The 3,842-nt window shown below is 74.8% G+C and carries 1 protein-coding gene; it reads right to left on the bottom strand.

Translation table 11 applies throughout. The annotated features are described in order from the left end of the window. A partial coding sequence (locus tag FGD71_RS00535; RefSeq protein ID WP_119098357.1) for an acyltransferase domain-containing protein occupies nucleotides 1-3,842 on the bottom strand: 3,842 nt, incomplete at both ends.

The following is a 3,842-nucleotide window of genomic DNA, read 5'->3' as shown; positions in this document are numbered from 1 at the left end:
AGATCCCGCAGCCCGAACAACGCCGTCAGGAACACAATCGGCGTCGTCGCCGCCCGCTCGAACGACCAGTCGTCCGGGACGCGTGCCAGGAATCGGCTGTCGGTGACGGCGTACGGGCCGAAGCTGTGGCCGATCAGGCCCATGACGCGGTCGCCGACTGCCAGTTCCGTCACCCCGGGGCCGACCTCGGTGACCACGCCCGCGCCCTCGCTGCCGAGGGTCGCCGCGCCGGGGTACATGCCGAGCGCGATGAGGGCGTCGCGGAAGTTGACGCCGGCGGCGCGCACGGCGACACGGACCTCGCCCTCGGCCAAAGGCTCCAGGGCGTCCGGGCTCGGGACGAGCGACAGGTTCTCCAGGGTGCCCTCGCCCGTCGTGGCCAGGTGCCAGGCGCGCTCCCCCGCCGGGGGCAGCATGGCCGCAGACGAGCCGGACCGGGCGAGGCGAGGCGCGAGCGCCCGGCCCGCGCGAACCGCGAGCTGGGGCTCGTCGAGGCCGGCCACGAGGGGCAGGGTCAGGGTGCCGGGGGCGGCGCCCGGGTCGAGGTCGACGAGGAGGATGCGGTCCGGGTTCTCCGACTGCGCCGAGCGCAGCAGGCCCCACACGGCGGCACCGGCGAGGTCCGGCCCAGTCTTCCCCGTCTCCGCGGCGGTGGCCGTGACCGCGCCGCGGGTCACCACCAGCAGCCGGGACGCGGTCAGGGTCTCGTCGGCGAGCCAGCCCTGGAGCAGTTCCAGGATCCGGCAGGTCTGCTCGCGGGGCGCGGCGCCGGGCGGGCAGGAGATGACGACCACGTCGGGTGCCGCTCCGGTGGACTTCGTGGTCCGGGCGAGGGCGGTCAGGTCCTCGTGGGTCTCCACGAGGGTGCCGGCCTCGGCCATGGCGGCGCCGATGCCGAAGTCGTCGGCGCCGAGCACCGCCCAGGCGCCGAGTTGTCCGGGGACCTCGGGTGCCGGGACGGTGGTCCAGTCGATCAGATACAGGGAGGCGTTCGCGCGGTCCTGGTGGCCGTCGGTGAGCGCCTTCGCGGCGAGCGGGCGGAACGCGAGGGACTCGACGACCGCCACGGGCACACCGGTGCCGTCCGCGACGGCAAGGGTCACGCTGTGGCCGCCCGCCGGCGAGATCCGTACGCGCAGTGTCGCGGCGCCGATGGCGTGCACGGACACCCCGGACCAGGCGAAGGGCAGGCCGGGCCCGCCGGCGTTCTCGACGAGTCCGCCGAGTGCGACCGCGTGCAGCGCGGCGTCGAGCAGCGCCGGGTGCAGGCCGAAGGTACCCGCAGCCTCGCGCTGCGCCTCTGGCAGCGCCACTTCGGCGAAGACGTCGTCACCCTGCCGCCACGCAGCGCGCAGCCCCTGGAAGGCCGGTCCGTACCCGAGTCCGGCTTCGGTGAGGCCCGTGTACAGGTCCGCGGTGTCAACCGGGGTGGCGTCGGCCGGTGGCCACACGGCGAAGTCGAAGTCGGGCTCTGGCGGGGTGGGCGAGAGCCAACCGCTGCCGTTACGGATCCACGGCTGGTCCGCCGCGGCGTCCTCGGGCCGCGAGTGGAGGGTCACGGAGCGGCCGCCCTCGTCGTCGGGTTCGCCGACGACGACGCGCAGGCGCACGCCGCCGCGTTCGGGCAGCACCAGCGGTGCTTCGAGCGTGAGCTCGTCGAGCCGGTCGCAGTCCACACTGTCGCCGGCGACCATGGCCAGCTCCACGAAGGCCGTACCCGGCAGAAGCACCTCACCGGCCACGGCGTGGTCGGCGAGCCACGGGTGGGTGCGCCGCGAGACCAGGCCGGTGAACAGCGTGCCGCCTCCATCGGGCAGGTCGGTGGCCGCCGCGAGCATCGGGTGGTGTGCCGCGTCGAGCCCGGCCGACGACACGTCACCGACGCCCCGGCCCGCGGGGGCGAGCCAGTACTGCTTGCGCTGGAAGGCGTAGGTCGGCAGGTCGACATGGCGCGTACGGTGTCCGGCGAAGGCCGCCGCCAGGTCGACCGTGGCGCCGTGGACGTGCAGGGTCGCGAGCGCGGTGGTCAGCGCCTGCGGCTCCGGGCGCCCGGCCCGCTGCACGGCCACGAACAGGGCGCCGGCGTCGCCGGGCAGGCAGTCCTGGCCGAGGCCGGTGAGGACACCGTCGGGACCGAGCTCCAGATACGTGGTCACGCCGAGCGAGTCGAGAGCCCGCATGCCGTCGAGGAAGCGGACGGCCTGCCGGACGTGCCGCACCCAGTAGTCGGGCGACACGACGTCCGCGACCGCGCCGGTGACGTTCGACACGACCGGGATCCGCGGAGCCGCGTAGGTCAGGCGCTCGGCGACGCGGGCGAACTCGGCGAGCATGGGCTCCATGCGCGGCGAGTGGAAGGCGTGGCTGACGTTCAGGCGCTTGGCCTTGCGGCCCTGGGCCCGCCAGTGCTCGGCCACCGCCTCGGCGGCGTCCGCGTCTCCGGCGATCACCGTGGCGGTGGGGCCGTTGACGGCGGCGATGCTCAACCGCTCCTCGTGGCCTGCCAGTTGGGGCAGTACCTCCTTCTCGGTGGCCTGCAGCGCGATCATCACGCCGCCGGAGGGCAGGGCCTGCATGAGGCGGCCGCGCGCGGCGACCAGGGCGGCGGCGTCGGCCGTCGACAGAACGCCCGCGACGTGGGCGGCGGTCAGCTCGCCGATGGAGTGGCCCATCAGGTAGGCGGGCCGGATGCCGTGGGCCTCGACGAGCCGGTACAGGGCGGCCTCGACGGCGAACAGGGCGGCCTGCGTGAAGTCGGTGCGGTCGAGCAGCGCCGCGTCGGCGGTGCCTTCGGCGGCGAACAGGACCTCCTTCAGCGGCCGTTCGAGATGCTGGTCGAGCTCGGCGCAGACCGCGTCGAACGCCTCGGCGAACACGGGGTACGCAGCGTGCAGTTCACGCCCCATGGCCGCACGCTGGCTGCCCTGCCCGGTGAAGAGCACCGCGAGCTTGCCCGCGGGCCGCTGCTCGCCCGTCACCGTGTGCGGCGCCGGTGTGCCCTCGGCGAGGGCGGCCAGACCGCGCAGGAACTCCTCGGTGTCGCGGCCGACGACCGCGGCACGGTGATCGAGGGCGGACCTGGTGGTGGCCAGTGCGTGGCCGATGTCGGCGACGGATGCGCCGGGCAGTTCGGCGACGTGCCGCCGGAGCCGATCCGCCTGTGCCGCGAGGGCCTGCGGGGTCCGGGCGGACAGGACCCACGGCAGCGGGGCGGCACCCTCGGTCGACGCGAACATGCCGTGCGCTCCGGGCTGTTCGCGGTGACCGACCGGGACGGCCTGCTCGGCGGGGGCGGCGTACGCGCCGTGGGCGGTGCGCCCTGCGACGGCCGCTTGCTCGGCCGGGGCCGCTTCGAGGATGGCGTGCGCGTTGGTGCCGCTGATGCCGAAGGCCGACACGGCGGCGCGGTAGGGCCTGCCGGAGGCCGGCCACGGGGTGGCGGCGTGGAGCAGCGAGACGGCGCCGGACTCCCAGTCGACCTCGGGCGTGGGCTCATCGGCGTGCAAGGTGCGCGGCAGGATGCCGTGGCGCATGGCCATGACCATCTTGATGACGCCGGCGACACCGGCGGCCGCCTGGGAGTGGCCGATGTTCGACTTGATGGAACCGAGCCACAACGGCTGGTCGGCATCGCGGTCCTGGCCGTAGGTGGCGAGCAGCGCCTGCGCCTCGATCGGGTCACCGAGCGCGGTGCCGGTACCGTGCGCCTCGACCGCGTCCACGTCGGCCGGGGAGAGCCGGGCGTTGGCGAAGGCCTGGCGGATGACGCGTTGCTGGGAGGGGCCGTTCGGCGCCGTCAGACCATTGGACGCACCGTCCTGGTTGACCGCCGAACCACGGAC

This window comes from Streptomyces sporangiiformans (assembly GCF_005768555.2).
GTDB lineage: Bacteria > Actinomycetota > Actinomycetes > Streptomycetales > Streptomycetaceae > Streptomyces > Streptomyces sporangiiformans.
This window is presented reverse-complemented; position numbering and strand designations above follow the sequence as displayed.